The organism is Cellulomonas sp. P5_C6, assembly GCF_054049635.1.
The window spans coordinates 1-18,473 of the sequence record NZ_JBFULZ010000071.1 but is presented as its reverse complement, the minus strand read 5'-3'; the positions used below and the strand labels follow the sequence as shown (position 1 = coordinate 18,473).

Below are 18,473 nucleotides of genomic sequence, written 5' to 3'. Positions count from 1 at the left end.
GCGCGGAGACGTCGGACGGTTCGATCGTCGCGAGCGGTCCGAAGATGAGGATCATGATTGCGATCATCATCAGTCCGAGGGAGTCGATGCCGCCGAGCACTGATGGTTTGAAGACGCCGAGCGTGCGCAGGGCGATGCCGAGCAGGAGCGCGACGACGAATGTGTTCAGGACGCCGTCGGTGAGGTTGTTGATCCCGATGCTCACCAGGACCGTGACGCCGACGACGAAAAGCGTTCCGGCGGTCGTGGTCAGCGCTGCGGGAAGGTGGGACGTTGCTGTCGCCTCGGCTTCGATTGTCTCGGCGGGCGTGAGGTTGCCCTCCCGGTACTCGACCTTCAACCGTGCCGCTTCCCGCTTGAGGATGATCGACGTCAACGGGAATCCGATCAGTCCCTGCAGCGCCGCGATCAGGACGGGGAAGATCGCCACGCTGGTCAGGCCGACGCCGAGGGCTGCCTCTTGGACCAGGACCACCGAGATCGCGCCGCCGCTGAGGGCGCCGGTGCCCGCGATCACGAAGTCCCGGGCCTGGGCGTAGCCGTCCTGGACGGACCCTGAGATCTGGCCACCGAAGATCAGGCTCGCGACGTAGAGCGCGATCCCGATGCCCACCACCGTGGCAACGCCGATCAGGAAGGTTCTCCACTGCTTCTTGAAGTCGTCCAGGCTGATCATCGTRCCGAGGTGGACGATGATGAAGCCGACGACCACACCGGCCAACGCGAGCAGCGATGAGGCGGTGAGCAGGTCGTGTGGGAACAGACCTGTGAGGAAGCCGATCAGGAAGATGATCGAGGCGACGAACAGCGACGAGAGCAGTGACTTCGTCTTCTTCGCCACGAAGTCGCTGATCGTCCAGACCAGCATGACGACCGTGAAGGCGAGCACTGGATTCATCGGGTTCTCCTACGACTGCGAGACGTTGGCGGAACAGGTTCGAAAGCTGGGTGCATCGGGTGCGTTACAGCGGCCAGACGACCGGGATAATCGCCAGCGCGAGAATGAGCCAGCTCACGAGCAGGGGCAGGCCGAGTCGCCAGTAGTCGCCGAACCGGTACCCCCCGGGACTCAGAACCATCATGTTGGCTGGGGTCGCCACGGGGGTCAGGAATGACGCGGCGCCGGCGACGGCGACGGTCATCAGGATCGGTAGTGGTGAGACCGCGGACTCGTGGGCGGCTGCGAGGGCGATCGGGATGACGATCAACACGGTTGCGGTGTTGGAGATGAACTGGCCCAAAGCGGCGGTGAGCACGAACAGTGCAACCAGGACGAGTAGCGGGTGTCCGGAGCCGACGACCGCGATGAGCTGTTCGGCGATGCGGTCCGCGGCTCCGCTGGTCTCGATCGCGGTGGATAGCGGGATCAGTCCCCCGATCAGGACGACGGTCTGCCAGGAGACAGCGCGGTAGGCCTGACCGCTGGAGATGACACGGAACAGCACCATGGCCGCGGCGGCGCCGAGTCCGGCGACCGCCGGTGGCACGAGGTTCGCGGCGAGCAGGACGATCATCACGGCCAGGATGGCGATCGCGGTGCCGGCCTTGGCCCCGAGCGGCACGGTCTGACGTCGCACCAGGTCGGGCGAGTTCACGACCAGGACGTCGCGATGCTCGACGAGCTCGTCGACGACGGCCCAGGCCCCGTGCACGAGGAGGGAGTCGCCTTCCTCGATGACGGTGTGCTCAGCGCCGCGTTCACGGCCCCGCCGTCGGATCGCGAGGATGACGAGCTGGGGACCGCGGGCCATGCCCGGGAACATCGTCTCTCCCACCAGTGGGGAGCGAGGTGGCACGACGAGCTCGACCACGCCCACCTCGCGGGAGATGAGCTCTCCTGTCGTCRATGTCACCGGGCGCATGGCCACCGCAAGCACGAGGTCGACCACGAGACGGCCCACGGCGTCCGCAGGGCCGGTCACAACCAGGACGTCGTCGGCCTCCAGCAGGGTCTTGCCTACTACCGGATCGGGCCCCCGCTGTACCGCGATGAGCTGGACACCGTCGTCGAGTCGCAGCCCCAGTCCGTCGTGGGGTGAGCCCACCAGGGGGGACTGGGCGCGGATCCGAAGGCGGAAGAAGCCGTCGACGAGCTCGTAGTGCTCCGCGATGGTCTCCCCGTACCGGCTCAGGTCCGGCGGTTGCGTCGAGGAGACCCGCCCGGGCAGCACTCGCGGAGCGAGGAACGCGGCCAGGGCGATCGTGACGATCACGATGGGCACCCCGACGATCGAGAAGGAGAAGAACGAGAAGCCGGAGGTGCCGGCCTGCTGGGCGGCGCCGGCGACGAGGACGTTGACCGGGGATGCGGTCAGGATGAGCAGGGACCCGGCGCTGCCGGCGAACGCCATCGGCATCAGCATGCGCGCGGGAGGCAGGCCCAACCGCAACGCAATCACGATCACCATGGGGATCAGTGCCGCGGCGGCGCCGTTCAGCGTGATGAGGGCGCTCATCACCGCGGCCATCGCCATCACCGCGACGAGTGCCACCCTCGGGCGATCACCGATGACGGACAGCAGCCAGCGCCCCGCCCAGGTCGTCACCCCGGCCGAGTCGATCCCCTCGCTGACCACGAACAGCGAGGCAATGAAGATCACGACCAGATCGCCGAACCCGGACAGAGCGTCCTGAACCGTCAGCACCCCGGTCGCGTACAAACTCAAGGACGCGAAGATCGCGACCACGCCGACCGGCAGCCGGTTCCAGATGAACAGGACGATCACTGCGGCCAGGATGAGCAGGCTGATCGTCGCGTCGTCCACGGATGTCCCTCCCAGTCACGTTGGCGTCAGGCAAGCGAAGGTCGCCGGTTGCTTACACACTGTGGCACCCTCGAAATCGGGAGGAACCTTGATCACTGTCAGGCACGCATGCCGCTGGGTCGATAGGCCCGACTTGTGGAGACACTGGTGAGCCGCGCCGTTGCCGTTCCATCCGACTTCGATCCGGTCCCGTCCGCGACCCGTCAGCCCCGGGTCGTTGTCGCGGCTACCGCCAGCGCGGACGTCGTCGTCGCTGTGCTCGTCGCGGAGATCGGCGTCATTCCTGAGGGACTGCCGTCCCGCGAGACCCTCGCCGCCGCAGGCTTCGTCGGCTCTCGCGGGACGACCCTGCTCCTGCCCGGCGTGCCGCTCCAGATCGCCGTCGGCATCGGCGATCCTGCGACTCTGTCGAACGCCGCGATGCGCGACGTGGCGGCGGCGTTCGCGCTCGCCGCGGCCGGCCACGCACGGCTCGCCCTGCGCCTCGACACCCTCACCGGCCCGGCGGTGCCACCGGACTGGTTCACCGCGGCGGTCGAGGGGATCATCCTCGCCCGTTACGAGTTCACGGCGCTGCGCGCACCGGTCGGGGTGCCTCTCCAGCAGGTGACGTTGGTCGCCGCGGCCGACCTGCTCGAGCAGGCCGCGGCGGCCGCGGAGCGTGGCGCGACCCTGGCCCGGGCCACCTGCATCTCGCGTGATCTCGCCAACTGCCCACCAGCGCATCTGACCGCCGAGCGGATGGCCGAGGTCGCCGACAAGCTCGGAACGCAGGCCGGGCTTCTCGTGCAGACCTTCGACCGCGACCAGCTCCTCGAGCTGCGTTGCGGCGGGATCATGGGCGTCAACGGCGGCAGCTACGACGAACCCCGGATGGTCAAGCTCACCTACACCCCGGACTCACCGACGGGCTCGATGGCCTGGGTCGGCAAGGGGATCATGTACGACTCCGGCGGCATCAGCCTCAAGCCCGCCGACGGCATCCACGCCGCGATGAAGAACGACATGTCGGGAGCAGGCGCGCTGCTCGCCGCGATGCTCACGCTGCCCGCGCTCGGCTGCCACACCAGCGTCACCGGATACCTGATGTGCACGGACAATATGCCTTCCGGGTCCGCCCTCAAGATGGGTGACGTCCTGACCGCGCGCAACGGCAAGACCGTCGAGGTCGCCAACACCGATGCCGAAGGCCGCCTCGTGATGATGGACGCCCTGGTGATGGCCGTCGAGCAGAAGCCGGACGCCATCATCGACATCGCCACCCTGACCGGCGCCAGCATGCGCGCACTTGGCACCCTCGTGGCGGGCGTCATGGGCAACGACCCACGCGTCGTCAACCAGGTCCTCGACGCCGCGGCCGCAACCGACGAGCGCGCCTGGCAGCTCCCCCTGGAACGCGCCTACCGACCTCAGCTCGACAGCCACGTCGCCGACATCTCCAACCTCGGTGGACCCAACGCGGGAGCGATCACCGCGGGACTCTTCCTCGAGGAGTTTGTCGATGGCACCCCGTGGGCTCACCTCGACATCGCCGGCACCGCGCTGGCCGATCCGGCCGGCGGGTGGCGGCCGCGCGGCTGCACGGGGTTCGGCGCGCGCCTGCTCGCCGAGCTCGCGATCTCCTTCACCCGGTAGGGCCATCGGGTCAGACGGTCAGATTCGGATCTGTGGTCAGCTCGACGTTCGCCCACAGCTCGTACCCGAGGGACAGGAGCCGATTGATCAGGGCACGGCGCACGCGGTCCTCGCCGGTCACGTCCCACACACCCGCCGGGACCAGGAAGTCCACCTCGACGTACAACCGTTCACCGAGCTTCGTGGCTCGCACGACCGGCTCCGGTAGGTCGAACTCAAGCCGCACTTCCTGGATGGCTGCGCCCATCGCGTCAGATACCTCGGGCGGGGGCGCGGCCTCAAGAAGCTCACGCCCCGCCGCTCGCAGCAGGCGGATCGGTATCGGGGCCAGCACGACACAGGCCAGCAGGACCAGGCCAGGGTCGACGTAGCGCACGACCGAGTGCAGCGACCAGGCGGCCAGCAGCAGCGCAACGGCGGCGCCGGCGGCATAGACCAGACTCAGCAAGGCGCCCGCGCGCCACTGTGCGACCTCTGCGCCGACCAGGTCCGAGTCCGGCGCGCGGCGCGCGAGCCAGCGGGCGAGCACGAACGAGCACGTCATGGTGACCAGGCCGTACGCCACCACCGTCCCGGCGGAGACGTCCGACCCACCGTCGACGATGATCGCGATGGCATCGGCGGCCGCGTAGATCAGCGTCCCTAGCAGAGCAGCACCCTGGATCGCGATGGCTATGGGTGTGATCGCCTGCTTGCCGAAGGGGAACTGGGCAGTTGGCTTCGCACTTGCCGCCCGCGAGGCCATGAGCGACAGCACAGACAGGACGATTCCCAGGGCGACGAACGCCCCGTCGAAGATCAGCACCCGTGACTGCGCGGCGATACCCCAACCCAGGGCGAGCGCACCCAGCACCGCCGCACCGATGATCGACCCGACGATGGCTCCCCGTTCGAGCCCGCGCGCCTCGGCCTGGATGGCCGCGACATGGTCTGCGTCGCCCCCACTCATCGGTTCACCGGCTGGACCACCGTCGGACCTCCCCCGTGAGCATCTCGTGCTGGCGACACTACCGACCGGGGCAGCCGGGGGGCTGAGTGTGCGCATCTGGTCTACGGTCGAAGCGGATGCAAGCCCGGTGAAGTCCGTCGGATCGGAGAACACGGTGGATGAACTGCTCAGCGCATTGAACGGGCAGGAGCGCGACCTGATCCGCGAGACCGAGCCGGCKCGCATGRMCGAGCTCGACGAGGACSMSCTGATCAGRCTGCACTCRCGSATTCGMCGSGCKCGSAAGAAGCACCAGAAGAACTAYCGYCGRCARGCSAGCGCSGGWGTCGAAGAGCACGGCGGCCGAGGYRMKTCSCGCCCGAAGAACACCCGSGCMGCCCAGAARGCMGAGGTCTTCGAGGACGCGCTCGCACGCGTCAGCCACTTGCTCGAGAAGCTCGCGAGCGAAGCGGCCGAGACCCTCAAGCAAGAGCGACTCGCAGCCGCCCGCGCCAACCGGTCCACGGGTCCGGCGGGCGAGCCGGCAGCTGGCAGGACGCTCGGAACCGGTGAGGCACGCAGCCACACTCAGACCTCCGGCGGGGCAAAGCGAGACGCATCGTCGCAGGCCCAAGGTGCCCAGCGACAAGCGCGCAAAGACAATCGGTAGGTCGGACCCGCCTCGGATAGCGGTGCCGACGCAACTCCGTCCAGCCCGATGATGGAGTAGCCCTGGTCGAGCAAGCAGCGCGACCTACTGGAGCGCCGCGGTGGTGACCCCAACCAGCGCCCCATTGGACGCTGCCCAGGCGACCTCTTCACGAGTCGGGCAGGGCCGTCGGTCGACTCAGTCAGCCTGCCTCGCCGACACGGCCCGCTGACGGCGTCAACGAATTTGGGCTCCGCAAGTCATGGAGGTGGCTCTGTCGAAAGGCGCTTCGGCCAGTCCCCGCGGTTGAGCGCGCGCGTCTGATCTGCAGTTTTACCTTCCTTCGTCCGTCGAATCCGATCGGGCCGGTCCGTTGACGTGGTCAACACGACCGCAGGCCGGAAGGCCGACCAGTCCCTGTGTGCTCAACTCCTGTCGGGCTGGGTGCAGACCGACGTAGGTCATCACGCCAATCTGGTGACATTCTTCGCAGGCACCCCTTTGGGTGCGGTGCGCGGTCTCACCGGTCCGCTGCTCTGACGACTGAGAGGATGGGGCGTGCCACGGATCGATGCCCCGACAGTCCTCGAGCACCGGGCCGCGCGGGAGCAGGCCCTGCTGGAGGCCGCCCGCGCCCTGCTGACCGCGCAGCCGGACCGGGTGCCGTCCCTAGCGGAGGTGGGTGCGCTGGCCGGGCTGTCCCGGTCGAGCGTGTACCAGTACTACGCGTCGCGCGAGGACCTGCTGGCGGCAGTCGTCGCGGACTCCTTCCCGCGGTGGCAGCAGCGCCTGGACGCCGCGGTCGCCTCCGCCGACGGCCCGCGGGCACGCGTGCTGGCGTTCGTCCGGGCAAACCTGGAGCTCGTGGCGGACGGCGAGCACGCCCTGGCCCGCACCCTCGCTGGCGTGGCTCCGGCCGAGGACCTGGCGCGCCACTCGCGCGAGTTCCACGACCGGCTCCTGTCGCCCGTGGTCGACGCCCTCGTCGAGCTCGGCGCCTCAGACCCGGCAACCACGACCGAGCTGGTCAACGCCCTCGTGAACGCGGCGTCGAGGCGCGTGGAGCAGGACGGTGACCTCGAACGGTCCTACGCCGCGGCGGCATCCCTCCTGGACCCCTACCTGCGGCAGCTCGAGCTCGGCTGACCCCGCCGACGCCCGTCGCGTCGAGTGCGCCGGGCGTCGGACGGGTCACAGGGACCGCAGCTGCCCGTCGATCATCTCCAGGACGCGGTCGCAGTGCTCGAGCACATCGTGGTCGTGGGTCACCATGACGGTCGCGACGGAGAACTCGTGCGTCTGGCGAGCAAGCACCTCGACGATCTCGTGGCTGCGTCGCCGGTCCAGGGCCGCCGTGGGCTCGTCGACGAGCAGCACCGAAGGAGACGCGACCAGTGCGCGTGCGATCCCGACGCGCTGACGCTCACCACCGGAGAGTCGTCCGGGTCGACGGCGCGCGTGCTGGTCCATGCCGACGGCGCGGAGCAGCTCCTGCGGCGGCGTGGCTGCGCGCCGGCCGGTGATCTTCTCCACCAGCCGCAGCTGGTCGAGGGCCGTGAGGGCCGGCACGAGGTTGCCGGACTGGAACACGAAGCCGAGGTGGTCGCGCCGGAACGCCGCTAGCGCGCGGGGTGACAGCCCGATCAGGTCGGTGTCGTCCACGACGACCGCCCCGGAGGTGGGCCGGGCCAGGCCCCCTGCGACGGCCAGCAGGCTCGACTTGCCGGCCCCGGAGGGTCCGACGATCGCGATCAGCTCGCCCGGTGCAACGCTGAGGTCGACGTGGTCAAGTGCGGCGACCTGGTCGTCCCCGTCGCCGAACGTCAGCGTGACGTCGGTGAGTCTCAGGCCGGTCCCGGTGCGGGTGCTCGTGGTGGTGGTGGTGGTGGTGGTCATCGGTTCTCTCCCAACGCGGTCACAGGGTCGATGGAGGCGATACGAGCCGTCGCGATGGCCGCGCCGGCCAGGCCGAGCCCGAGCAGCAGCCCGGCCCCCGCCAGGATGGGACCGGCCTGCAGGGCGAACGGCATGCCCGTGCCCTCCAGGAGTGCGCCGAAGAGCAGGCCGACGCTCACGCCCACCGCCAGCGCGCCCGCCAGCAGGATGGCGGCCTGCAGGACGCCGTCGGAGAGCAGGAACCGCGTCGAGGCGCCCATGGCGCGCATCACGGCGAGCTCACGGGTGCGCTGCACCGTCCAGAGCGTGAAGAACGCTCCGACCACCAGCGCCGAGATGGCGTACAGGAAGGCCTTGATCAGCTGCATGGTCATCAGCTCGGCGCTGTAGCCGGGCGAGGAGTCGAACGCGTCCTCGATCGAACGAGCGGACGTGTTCGCCGCGGCGTCGCCTGCAGCAAGGTCCGGCGTGTTGCCGTCCACTCCGCGCAGAGCCACGACGCTGGCCACGTCATACGCCCCAGGATCGGGCTGCGCGCCCGTTGTCGCTCCCGCGTGCACCTCCTGCCAGGTGGTCAGGGGGACGAACGCGATGTCCACGTGCCCGAAGGTCCGCTGGTCGGCGGTGAAGCCCACCACGGTGAGCCTGGTACCCAGGTGGTCGAGGGTGATCACGTCGCCGAGCGCGACGCCCGCGTCTCGCGCGGACGAGCTGAGCACGGCCTCACCGGCCTCGGCGATCCGGCGGCCCTGCGCGGCGTCGGGCGCGACGAAGCCGTCCGGAACCACGCCGAACAACGTCAGGTCGAGCGCGCTCCCGTCAGCGTTCTTGGCGTTCACGATCGAGGTGCCGAGCAGCTCGGCATCGGCCACGTCGTCTTGCGCCGCCCACGCCTCCACCTGGGCCGTGGTGACCTCAGAGCGGGTGAAAGCGGAGTCGGCCTTCGTGCCCTCCGAGAACGCGACGGCGTCGATCGGGCTTCGCATCAACCCGGAGACGCCGTCGACCACCAGGCCGGAGGACAGGCCCGACAGTAGAACCATCAAGACCGCGATGAGTGCGATGACCGCGCCCATCAGGCCGAAGCGTGTACGCGCGAAGGCAAGCTCGCGCAGGGCAAGAAACACGGAATTCCTCCATGGGTCGCGACACCATGTCTTCCCGACATGGTGTCGCCATCTTATCGACACACTGTCGGGATAACTGCTCCGGAGGACCGAGGCGTCGGTCACAGCGATCGGGCTACCCGCGGCCAATGGAGCGGGATCGCGGCGATGGCCGCCGTGGTACTCGGCCTGACCGCACTCGGATGGGGTCTGCTGCTCGGTGTCGTCGCTCCGCGACATGTTCACGTCGACTCGACGCAAGTGTTCGGGGTCGGCCTTGGTGTGACCGCCTACGCCCTGGGCATGCGTCACGTCTGGCGTCTCGGACATCTAGACGAACGGTGGCGGGAGCACCCCCGCATCTGCCCCCCCGAGCCTCGGTAACAGCGTCACCGGTTTCGACGTATTTGTCGGTTTTGCGTTGACCGCGTTCCGGAGCCAGGAGTTCACTGGTGCTGGTCACTCCGCGTCATCGTCGTCCATCGGAGCACAACCATGTCCGCACCGGTCCGCCTGCGCCCCGCCCGTCTCGTCGTCGGCGCCGCGGTCCTGGTGGCGGGGCTCTTCGTTGCTACCCCGGCCCACGCCGGGCCGGTGACGCACGAGAAGCATGCCGACGTCTACGACGACCAGGTCTGGGGCTGCGGCTACCCGATCGACGTGCACGGCGAGGGCACGACGAACCTCACGATCCGCGCCGACAAGAAGACCGGTCTCGAGCGGTGGTCCGCCACCAGCGCGTACACCGAGACCTGGTCCGTGCCCGGCCGCGCGCCCGTCACGGTGTCGTGGAACCAGACCGCCAAGGACCTGCCCTTCCGGTCGCTCGGCGGCAGCATGTACCAGGGCGTGTACCAGGTGTCCGGGCAGCCGCTCGTGGTACGGGACTCGCGAGGCGCCGTCATCACCAAGAACGCCGGCAACATCCGGTACACCTACCAGTTCGACCGCGACACCGGTCAGGGTCAGACGGTCGACGTCCGCGTCGTCGGCTCGCAGCCCACATTCGCGAGCGACCTGTGCGGAGTCGTCGCGCCCTATCTCGGCACCGACTCGGCCCGCTACCTGACGCCCCGGCCCCTGGGCTCGCCCGAGGCGACGGCCGGCGGCATGGGGTACTACGAGTACCTGCCGCCGTCCTACTCGCCGGGTGGCGCCGCGTCGCCGCTGCTCGTGGCGCTCAACGGCTACGGGGAGAACGGGGACGGCTCGGCCGAYGCGCTCGGCTGGCTGCAGAACACCGGCATCCCGCGGTTCCAGGCCGTCGGCGGCTGGCCGACCGACCGACCCTTCGTCGTGCTGTCCACGCAGCACGTCCCCGCGCCCGGCGGCCTGCCGGCCATCGACTGCCCGGAGTACCGCGGCGGCTCCTGCTTCATGCAGCAGCAGCACGACCTCGGCAACCCGCCGGAGTCGGGGTGCACGACGCCGAGCGAGGTGCACGCCTTCCTCGCGTACGCCGTGGAGCACTACAACGTGGACCTGAACCGGGTCTACCTGACCGGACTGTCGTGCGGCGCCTACGGCGCGTGGGAGTACCTCGGGGCGTTCCCGGGCGACCACGTGGTCGCGGCTGTGGTGCCCATCGCCGGCGACGGGCGGCCCGCGTTCAACGACGTCGGCTGCACGATGGCGACGGCCCCCGTGTGGGCGTTCCACAGCGCCGACGACGACACCGTGGACCCGGCGGGCAGCATCGAGCCGATCGGGGACCTGCGTTCGCAGTGCGGGTTCACCGAGGACACGGCGAAGCTCACGATCTACGACCACAACCTGCTGCACGGCGGCTGGGACGAGGCGTACTCGGGCCAGTTCGGCGACGACATCTACGGCTGGATGCTCGCGCACCCGAAGGCGTGACCCCAACACGGCGGGCGAGGGCGGCTGTCTTGTCTGGATCGATTGACGGGTCGACTGTTCGGTCTGCTGCGGGTGCAGTGGGTGCGCATCGCAGCTAAGTGAAGTCATTCACCGACGACGTGGCCACCGGCCGCGCCGAGCGACCGGGGCCGCAAGAAGCCGAGGACTCGAGCCCCACGTCCGCCCGCGATTGGTTCGGCGGCGGCCATCCGATCGTGGTCAGCCCTCCGCGGCCGGGGACGTCCGCCCGTATTCGCGGCGAGATATTTCCCGAGATGTTTCCCGCCGGGCCAAAAAGTGAAGGTCAGGGGCTTGCTAGGATGACCCCAGAAGCCCCTGACCTGCGCTTTCACTGTCGGGCTGACAGGATTTGAACCTGCGACCCCTTGACCCCCAGTCAAGTGCGCTACCAAGCTGCGCCACAGCCCGAACGGCCCCCGCAGGAGCCTCGGAAACTCTACCCCACGGGCGACGTGGTCCTGTCACCGGCGATCACGTCGAGCTCGGCGGCGACGACCGCGAGGATCACGAGGTCGACCAGCAGCCCGACGGTGGCGTCCCACGGCGAGAGCCGGAACAGGAAGATCTGGGTGACGAGCAGGGCCACGAGCACGGCGCGGCGGAACCAGCGGTAGCCGGCCTCGCGATCGGCGCGGACGCGGACCAGTCCCACCACGGCGAACGCGGTCGAGGCCAGCCCGCTGAGCAGGACGCCGACGACGAGCCAGGTGGGTTCGTCGTCGGTCGCGCGCCAGCCGTAGACGCCGCGCGCAAGCGTGACCACCGAGGTCACGACGAGTACGCCGACGGTCACCCACGGCACCCATCGGGCGCGGACCAACCAGCGGGAGGCGTCGACGATCCACCGGGTGGTCGCGCCGATCGGGTCGKGCACCTCGGCCGCGTCGTGCTCGACGCTGTCGAGCAGCGCACGGACCTCGTCGGCCCCCGGGGCGTCGCCCGCGCGGGACAGGTACCAGCGCGCGCGGGTGCGCTCACGGGTGCTGAAGCCGCCCGCCAGGCCGGCGACGGCCTGGTCGGCGGCCGCCGCGAGGAACTCGGCGGGTGAGCGCGGGTGCCGACGCTGCAGCACGTCGGCGAACAGGCCGAGGCCGATGACCACGAGGTAGATCAGGGCCGCCGTCGGCTCCCAGAAGTAGTCGTAGTCGGCGGTGACGAACTTGCCGATCTCGTCGATGAACAGCCCGAAGCCCACGCCCGCGAGCAGCACGGCGAGCCGCCGCACGACGGGGCCGAGGAACGTCATCAGCACGATGAATGCCAGAGCCATGAGCAGCCCGCCCCACAGCACGTGCGAGACGTGCACTCCCCCGCCGCCCAGCTGCGGGAAGCCCGTGAGGCTCAGCAGCAGACGCGTCAGGATGACCGTGGCCAGCGTGGTCACCAGGAACCCGGTGATGTGGCTGCTCGCCGCCGGGTCGCGCGGGAGCCCCAGCCTCAAGAGAGGCCGGCGCCGCCCGACGGAGGTCACCGCTTGCGCTTCTCCCGCACGCGGACGGAGATCGAGATCGGCGTGCCCTCGAAGCCGAAGGTCTCGCGCAGGCGGCGCTCGATGTACCGGCGGTAGCCGGGGTCGAGGAATCCGGTGGCGAAGATCACGAAGCGCGGCGGCCGGGTGGACGCCTGCGTCGCGAACAGGATGCGGGGCTGCTTGCCGCCGCGCAGCGGGTGCGGGTGTGCCGCGACGAGCTCGCCCAGGAACGCGTTGAGGCGCCCGGTGGAGATGCGGGTGTCCCACGAGTCCAGCGCGCGCTCGAGGGCGGGGACCATGCGGTCCGTGTGCCAGCCCGTCTTCGCCGAGATGTTCACGCGCGGCGCCCACTGGACCTGCACGAGGTCCTGCTCGATCTCGCGCTCGAGGAACGGGCGGCGGTCCTCGTCCATGAGGTCCCACTTGTTGTACGCGATCACCAGGGCGCGCCCCGCCTCGATGACCTGCGTGATCACGCGCGTGTCCTGCTCGGTCAGCTTCACCGACGCGTCGACCAGGACGACGGCCACCTCGGCCTTCTCGATCGCGGCCTGGGTGCGCAGAGACGCGTAGAAGTCGGCGCCGGACGTCTGGTGGACGCGGCGACGGATGCCGGCCGTGTCGACGAACACCCACGGCTTGCCCTTGAGCGCGACCAGCTCGTCGACCGGGTCGCGCGTGGTGCCCGCGACGGAGTCGACGACGACGCGCTCGGCGCCGAGCACCTTGTTGAGCAGCGAGGACTTGCCGACGTTGGGGCGGCCGACCAGCGCGACCCGGCGGGGGCCGTCGGGGATCGGGGTGCCGTGCGCGGAGACCTCGGGCAGCGCGTCGATCGCGGCGTCGAGCAGGTCGCCGGTGCCGCGGCCGTGCAGGGCGGAGACGGGGAACGGCTCCCCCAGCCCGAGCGACCACAGGTTGGCGGCGTCGGCCTCGCCGGCCGGGCCGTCGACCTTGTTGGCGCACAGCACGACGGGCTTGCCGGCCTTGCGCAGCAGCCGGACCACCTGGGTGTCGGTCTCGGTGACGCCGACGGTGGCGTCGACGACGAAGATCACGGCGTCGGCCAGCGAGATGGCGACCTCGGCCTGCTGGGCCACGCGCGCCTCGATGCCGGCGACGTCGACCTCCCAGCCGCCGGTGTCGACCAGCGTGAATCGCTTCCCCGACCAGTCGGCGGGGTAGCTCACGCGGTCGCGGGTGACGCCCGGCTTGTCCTCGACGACGGCCTCGCGGCGGCCGAGGATGCGGTTCACCAGGGTCGACTTGCCGACGTTCGGGCGTCCGACCACGGCGAGCACCGGGAAGACGACGACCGGCTCCTCGCCCAGCTCGCCGACGTCGCCGGCGTGCAGGAGGGCAAGGTCCTCGTCCTCGAGCTCGTACTCGGTGAGGCCCGCGCGCAGCGCCCGCTCGCGGTCGGCGTCGCCGGTCTCGTCGGGCAGCACAAGGGTCGGATCGGGCTCAGTCATGCGCCCATTGTCCCCTGTGTACCGACCGCGGGGCGACGACCTGGGCGAGAGTCCCGTCACGGCCGCCAGATGACGAGCTCGACGTCCCGTGTGCGCTCGGCGAACGGACCCGGGCCGAGGAGCCCCCGCAGGTCCCGCTCGAAGGCCTCGAGGCGCCCACCGAACAGGTGCGGGGCGGAGCTCGACAGCGAGAGCACGGCGTCCACGACGTCGTCGACCGACCGCGTGACCGTCTCCCCTCGCGGCACCACGACTCGCTGCGGGCCGCGGTAGCCGGCCGCGACCATGACGTCCTCCTCGCCGCCGCGCGTCCCGGTCGGCAGCGTCCCGGCACCCGCCCGGCGCACCGGTCCCAGGTAGGAGGCGACGAGCCCGTCGACGTCGTCCCACGGCGGACGCGGCAGGGGCAGCGGGTCGTCGCCGTCGGCACCCCGGTGCGTCATCGCTGCCACGTGCACCCACGCCCCGCCCTCGTCGAGCATGCCGCGCACCCGCTCGGCCACCAGCTCCTGGTCCATCCAGTGGAAGGACTGCGCGAACACGACGGTCCGGAACGTGCCCAGCCCCGCGGGCAGCTCCTCCGCCCGCAGCACCCGCCACACGATCGCGGGTGCCGCCCGACGGGCCTCGGCGACCATCTCCGGGTCGGCGTCGATGCCGACCGCGGCGGCGAACAGCGGCGCGAGGAGCGTGGTCAGCGAGCCGGGACCGCACCCGACGTCGAGGAGCCGACCGATGCCGTCCAGGTCGAGGGCCTCCCGCAGGGCGATCGTCACGGTCGACGGGTAGGCCATGCGGCCCACGGCATAGTGCGCGGCGGTGCCCGCAAACAGCGACGGGTCCCACTGCCACGACATGGCTAGAGGTCTCGGCCGCGGTTCGGGTCGTCGGTCGGCAGGGCGAGCCCCGTCCTGGCCACCGCCTGGTCGACCAGCTCCGCCAGCGCCACGCGGATCGCCTCGTTGGCCTCCACCAGCGCCACCTTGCCGGACGTGCCGGGCGCGCGCTCGATGACGAGCGGCTCCCCGAACTCGATCGCGAGCCGTCGTCGCAGGCCCGGCACGTGGTTGACGGACTCCCCCGTCCGCCGGGTCCCCAGCACCGCCACGGGCACGACCGGCGCGTGGCCGTTCAGCGCGAGCCACGCGATGCCCGCCCGGGCGTTCGTCGCGTCGCCGCGCCCGCGGTTGCCCTCGGGGAAGACGCCGACCAGCCCGCCGCGCTTGAGCACCGCGAGTGCGCTGGTCAGCGCCGTGCGGCCGCCCTCACGATCCACCGGGATCTGACCCGCCGCGCGCAGCACCGTGCCCACCGGACCCCAGAACATCTCCTCCTTGACCAGCACGTGCGACGGCCGGGGCGCGACGCCGTGCAGGATCGGCCCGTCGATGATGCCCGTGTGGTTCGCGGCGAGCAGCACGGGCCCGTCCAGCGGGACGTGCGCGGTGCCGACGACCTCGGTGTTCCAGACGACGCGCGCCAGGAACCGGCCGATCCATCGTGACCAGCGCGGTCCGCGCGGCGACGGGCCGTCGGTGCTCACGGCCTGGTGCCGACGACCGACGTCACGACGTCCAGGACGGCCTGCACGGTCTGGTCGAAGTCCAGGTGCGACGAGTCCACCGTGACCACGCCGTCGGCCGCGACGTGGAACTCCACGACGGTCGAGTCGTCGGCGTCGCGCCGCAGCACCTGGTCCCGGGTGGCGGCGACCGCGTCGGCATCGTCGGTGCCGTGCACCTCGAGGGCACGCCGCGCCAGCCGGGCCTCCTCGCTGGCCGTCAGCAGCACGCGCACGTCCGCGTCGGGCGCGACGACGGTGGTGATGTCGCGGCCCTCGGCCACGATCCCCCGACCGTCCGTCCGCGACGCCTCGATCGCGGCCCGCTGCAGCCGGCCCAGCTCGGCGCGCACCCCGAGGTTCGTCGCCACGGCGCTGACCGCGGCCGAGATCTCGGTCGTGCGGATCGCCTCGCCGACGTCGACGCCACCGACGTGCACGGTCGGGCTCTTCGGGTCCACACCCATGACCAGGGGAAGCGCGCGCACCTGTGCGGCGACGGCGTCGATGTCCGTCAACGGCACGCCCTGCTGCAGGCACCACCACGTCGCGGCCCGGTACATCGCCCCCGTGTCGAGGTACTTGACGCCCAGGGCGCTCGCCACGCCGCGCGAGACGCTCGACTTGCCGGACCCCGAGGGTCCGTCGATCGCGACGACAATCGCCGTGCTCAACTCACCAGTCTCCATCCGCGGGCCGTCAGCTCCGCCTCGAGGTGCTCCACGCTGCCGGGCAGCACCGAGATCTCCGCCATGCCGACCGGGCGGCCGGCCGCGTGTTCCAGCTGCAGGTCCTCGAGGTTGACGCCCGCCTCGCCGACCTCGGTGAGCAGCCGCGCCAGCTCGCCCGGGGCGTCCGGTACGAGGACCGTCACCACGCCGTACGTGCGCTGCGCACCACCGTGCTTGCCGGGGATCCGCGCGACGCCGGCGTTCCCGTCGGCGATCGCCTGCGCGAGGGTGGCCAGCGCACCCAGCTCGACCGTCTCGGGGCCGTCCGCCGCGGCGGCCTGCGCCAGCGCGGCGATGACGCCGTCGAGGTCCGCGCGCAGGTCCACCAGCACCGCACGCACGGCGGAGGCGTTCGCGGCCAGGATCGACGTCCACAGGGCCGGGTCCGACGCAGCGAGCCGCGTGACGTCCCGCAGGCCCTGGCCCGCCAGGCCCAGCGCCGCCTCGTCCGCACCGCGCAGGCGCGCGGCGACCAGGCTGGCGGCGACCTGCKGCACGTGCGAGACGGCGGCGACCGCGGCGTCGTGCGCGTCCGCATCCATGGTCACCGGCACGGCACCCAGGTCGACCGCGAGCGAGCGGACGGCGAGCAGCGCGTCGGGGTGCGAGACCCCGGAGTCGGCGATGACCCACGGCCGGCCCAGGAACAGGTCCGGGACGGCCGCGGACGGACCGGACCGCTCGCGACCCGCCATCGGGTGCGAGCCGACGTACCGGCTGAGGTCGGCGCCGGCGGCCTTGAGCTCCGCCAGCACGTACCCCTTCACGCTCGCGACATCGGTGACGACGGCGTGCGGGAAGGCCTCGAGCTCGGCGCGCACCACGTCCGCGGTCACGTCCGGCGGCGCGGCGACGACGATCAGTGCGGGCGCGACGTCGTCGGGGCGTGCCGGTCGCCCGGCACCGACGTCGCGCGCGAGCGCCAGGGCGGTGCGCGACGGGTCGTGCAGCACCACGTCGACGCCCCTCGTGGCGAGCGCGAGGCCCACCGACGTACCCAGCAGGCCGGTGCCGACGATGCGCACCGGCCCTCGCGTCGCCAGCGTCACATGCCCACCCGCGTCATCAGGGAGCCCACCTCGGTCTTCGACAGCACGCGCGTGCGACCCGGCTTGAGGTCACCCAGCCGGATCGGGCCGATCTGTGTGCGGACCAGCTGCGTGACCGGGTAGCCGACCTCCTCGAAGATCCGTCGCACGATGCGGTTGCGGCCCTCGTGCAGCTCGATCTCCACCAGGCTGGCCTGCGGCGTCGTCTGGACGATCTGGAACTTGTCGATCTTGGCCAGGCCGTCCTCGAGCTCCACGCCGCGGATCAGCCGGGTGCCCAGCGACGGCGTCACGCGGCCCTCGAGCTGGACCAGGTAGACCTTGGTGACGCCGTGCGACGGGTGCGACAGGCGGTTGGCCAGGTCCCCGTCGTTGGTCAGCAGGATCAGGCCCTCGGTCTCGGCGTCGAGGCGGCCGACGTGGAACAGCCGCTCCTCGCGGTCCGCCACGAACTGCCCGATCGACGGACGGCCCTCGGGGTCGTGCATGGTCGAGACCACGCCCTTCGGCTTGTTCAGCGCGATCGTCACGATCGACGAGTCGAGCTGGACCCGCATGCCGTCCACGTGGATGACCGCCGTCAGCGGGTCGACCCGCACGCCGAGCTCGTCGACCCTGTTGCCGTCGACCGTCACACGGCCGGCGGAGATCAGGTCCTCGCACGCCCGCCGGGAGCCGAGACCCGCCGCCGCAAGCACCTTCTGCAAGCGCGTGCCCTCGGGGTCGTGGACGTCGATGGTGACCTCGGGGGTGCGGCTCGGCTTCGACGGCCGGCTCGATGCGCCGTCCGAGCGCGGTCGGCCCGTGCCGCCGCTGCGGGGGTAGCCGTTGCCGCTCTTGGGGCGAGGGGCGCCGCCACGCGACGAGGTACCGGGTCCGCCGCGCGAGGCTCCGCCGGTCGCGCCACGTGAGCCACCGCCCGACGAGCTGCCGCCGCGGTACCCGCCGCTGTCGCGCGAATCGGTGCCGCGGTAGCCCCCGCTGTCGCGCGAGCCGCCACCCGCGCTGCCGCCGCGGTATCCGCCGCTGTCGCGCGAGTCCGTGCCGCGGTACCCGCCGCCGTCCCGCGAGCCGCCACCCGTGCTGCCGCCCTGGTACGCGCCGCCGGTGCGCGACGCTCCGCTGCTGCTGCCGCCGCGCGAACCGCCCGTGCTGCCGCCGCGCGCGCCACCCGAGCTGCTCCCGCGGTAGCTGTCGCCGCTGCTGCGGTAGCCCTCGCCGCCGCCGGTGCTGCCGCGGTAGCCCTCGCCACCGCCGGCACCGCGGTACCCGCCGGACCCACCGCTGCGGCTCCCGCCGCTGCCACCGCTGCTGCTGCCGCCCCGGTAC

The 18,473-nt window shown here is 71.2% G+C and carries 15 protein-coding genes and 1 tRNA gene; 3 read left to right on the top strand and 13 right to left on the bottom strand.

Annotated elements, in window-relative coordinates:
• Nucleotides 1–898: hypothetical protein (locus tag ACXJKG_RS10315; protein ID WP_456845674.1), on the bottom strand; the 898-nt coding region annotated here is incomplete at its 3' end.
• A 64-nt stretch (nucleotides 899–962) separates the two neighbouring features.
• A complete protein-coding gene (locus ACXJKG_RS10310; protein ID WP_456845673.1) occupies nucleotides 963–2,765 on the bottom strand; it encodes an SLC13 family permease in 1,803 nt (600 codons plus the stop codon).
• A 147-nt stretch (nucleotides 2,766–2,912) separates the two neighbouring features.
• Here ACXJKG_RS10310 and ACXJKG_RS10305 point away from each other — a divergent pair, with 147 nt between their 5' ends.
• Entirely contained in the window at nucleotides 2,913–4,400 is a 1,488-nt protein-coding gene (locus tag ACXJKG_RS10305; RefSeq protein WP_456845672.1) for a leucyl aminopeptidase family protein, read from the top strand.
• A 10-nt stretch (nucleotides 4,401–4,410) separates the two neighbouring features.
• Here the strand turns inward: ACXJKG_RS10305 and ACXJKG_RS10300 are convergent, their stop codons facing one another.
• Nucleotides 4,411–5,349, bottom strand: a complete 939-nt coding sequence (locus ACXJKG_RS10300) for a cation transporter (protein ID WP_456845671.1) — start codon at nucleotides 5,347–5,349, stop codon at nucleotides 4,411–4,413.
• 1,186 nt (nucleotides 5,350–6,535) lie between these two features.
• On the opposite strand from ACXJKG_RS10300, the gene ACXJKG_RS10295 reads away from it, so the two are divergent.
• Complete coding sequence (locus ACXJKG_RS10295) at nucleotides 6,536–7,123, top strand: TetR/AcrR family transcriptional regulator (protein ID WP_456845670.1); 588 nt, start codon at nucleotides 6,536–6,538, stop codon at nucleotides 7,121–7,123.
• A gap of 45 nt (nucleotides 7,124–7,168) precedes the next feature.
• Here ACXJKG_RS10295 and ACXJKG_RS10290 read toward each other — a convergent pair whose 3' ends face one another.
• Entirely contained in the window at nucleotides 7,169–7,873 is a 705-nt protein-coding gene (locus ACXJKG_RS10290) for an ABC transporter ATP-binding protein (protein ID WP_456845669.1), read from the bottom strand.
• The gene (locus ACXJKG_RS10285) at nucleotides 7,870–9,309 is read right to left on the bottom strand and encodes an ABC transporter permease (protein WP_456845668.1); all 1,440 of its coding nucleotides are present in this window, start codon (nucleotides 9,307–9,309) and stop codon (nucleotides 7,870–7,872) included. Before ACXJKG_RS10285 ends, ACXJKG_RS10290 begins: the two co-directional genes overlap by 4 nt.
• Before the next feature lie 165 nt (nucleotides 9,310–9,474).
• Between ACXJKG_RS10285 and ACXJKG_RS10280 the strand changes: the two genes are divergently transcribed.
• Nucleotides 9,475–10,839, top strand: a complete 1,365-nt coding sequence (locus ACXJKG_RS10280; protein ID WP_456845667.1) for a carboxylesterase family protein — start codon at nucleotides 9,475–9,477, stop codon at nucleotides 10,837–10,839.
• 355 nt (nucleotides 10,840–11,194) lie between these two features.
• On the opposite strand, the gene ACXJKG_RS10275 is transcribed toward ACXJKG_RS10280, so the two are convergent.
• The 8 genes from ACXJKG_RS10275 to ACXJKG_RS10240 all read right to left on the bottom strand — a co-directional run.
• Nucleotides 11,195–11,268, bottom strand: a tRNA-Pro gene (locus ACXJKG_RS10275).
• Between the two features lie 28 nt (nucleotides 11,269–11,296).
• A complete protein-coding gene (locus ACXJKG_RS10270) occupies nucleotides 11,297–12,331 on the bottom strand; it encodes a hypothetical protein (protein ID WP_456845666.1) in 1,035 nt (344 codons plus the stop codon).
• Complete coding sequence (der, locus tag ACXJKG_RS10265) at nucleotides 12,328–13,803, bottom strand: ribosome biogenesis GTPase Der (RefSeq protein WP_456845665.1); 1,476 nt, start codon at nucleotides 13,801–13,803, stop codon at nucleotides 12,328–12,330. The genes ACXJKG_RS10270 and der overlap by 4 nt, the downstream gene beginning before the upstream one ends.
• Nucleotides 13,804–13,859: 56 nt before the next feature.
• On the bottom strand, nucleotides 13,860–14,660 hold the full coding sequence (locus tag ACXJKG_RS10260; protein ID WP_456845664.1) for a class I SAM-dependent methyltransferase: 801 nt from the start codon (nucleotides 14,658–14,660) through the stop codon (nucleotides 13,860–13,862).
• 2 nt (nucleotides 14,661–14,662) lie between these two features.
• Nucleotides 14,663–15,346 carry a lysophospholipid acyltransferase family protein gene (locus ACXJKG_RS10255; RefSeq protein WP_456845663.1) on the bottom strand — a complete coding sequence of 228 codons (684 nt, stop codon included), beginning with the start codon at nucleotides 15,344–15,346 and terminating at the stop codon, nucleotides 14,663–14,665.
• A complete protein-coding gene (cmk, locus tag ACXJKG_RS10250) occupies nucleotides 15,343–16,053 on the bottom strand; it encodes a (d)CMP kinase (RefSeq protein WP_456845662.1) in 711 nt (236 codons plus the stop codon). Before cmk ends, ACXJKG_RS10255 begins: the two co-directional genes overlap by 4 nt.
• Nucleotides 16,035–17,144: a prephenate dehydrogenase gene (locus ACXJKG_RS10245; RefSeq protein WP_456845661.1), complete on the bottom strand. Its 1,110-nt coding sequence runs from the start codon at nucleotides 17,142–17,144 to the stop codon at nucleotides 16,035–16,037. The genes cmk and ACXJKG_RS10245 overlap by 19 nt, the downstream gene beginning before the upstream one ends.
• The coding region (locus tag ACXJKG_RS10240) for a pseudouridine synthase (protein ID WP_456845660.1) at nucleotides 17,141–18,473 on the bottom strand (1,333 nt) is incomplete at its 5' end. The genes ACXJKG_RS10240 and ACXJKG_RS10245, both read right to left, overlap by 4 nt.